This is a genomic window from Cupriavidus phytohabitans (assembly GCF_017815025.1).
In the GTDB taxonomy this organism is placed as follows: domain Bacteria; phylum Pseudomonadota; class Gammaproteobacteria; order Burkholderiales; family Burkholderiaceae; genus Cupriavidus.
In genome coordinates this window covers 1-590 of the sequence record NZ_JAGIQB010000237.1, presented here as the reverse complement: position 1 = coordinate 590, position 590 = coordinate 1, and the positions used below count along the sequence as shown (strand labels likewise).

The window sequence follows — 590 nt, the reverse complement described above, 5'->3', positions numbered from 1 at the left end:
TCCAGGACGCCGCGTACGGCACCGGAACAGGTACAACGTAAGCCGTTGCCAGAACACCTGCCGCGCGAGATCCAGACCCATTGGCCCGAATCACGTGACACCTGCACGGCATGCGGCGCGCCGATGAAGCAGCTTGGCGAGGACGTCTCCGAACAGCTCGAATATGTGCCGGCGAGCTTCCGGGTCATCCGCCATGGGCGACCGAAGCTGGCATGTTCGTGCTGTGATCACATCGCCCAAGCTGCTGCGCCGAGCCGTCCCATCGAGCGAGGCATGGCTGGCCCGGGACTGCTGGCTCACGTGCTGGTCTCAAAGTTCGCGGATCACCTTCCGCTCGCGGCGTCATTCAAACGTCGTCGCGTGTGCCTTGGCCAATAAGCTTGCAAGGATAGCGTGGGCGGTGCTGTACCGCCGCAGTGATTACCGAATCCCGGTGGCCACGGCGAACTGAAGGTCACCGACCTCACTAGTTCATTTGTTAGTTCTGGTTTTGCGACGTTGACTTTGATGACCTAACAGGCCGCTGAAATACCTCCAGCGAACGTCAGCGTCACGAGAGGCTGACGCGTTAATCTGAAGACTCCACCCAA

General features: G+C 60.3%; 2 pseudogenes. Both read left to right on the top strand.

Annotated elements, in window-relative coordinates:
• Positions 1-336 (top strand): annotated as a pseudogene (locus J8I34_RS34310) (IS66 family transposase zinc-finger binding domain-containing protein); the annotation flags it as partial.
• A pseudogene (locus J8I34_RS34305) lies at positions 335-451 on the top strand (IS110 family transposase); the annotation flags it as partial. The pseudogenes J8I34_RS34310 and J8I34_RS34305, both read left to right, overlap by 2 nt.
• Positions 452-590: the final 139 nt, after the last annotated feature.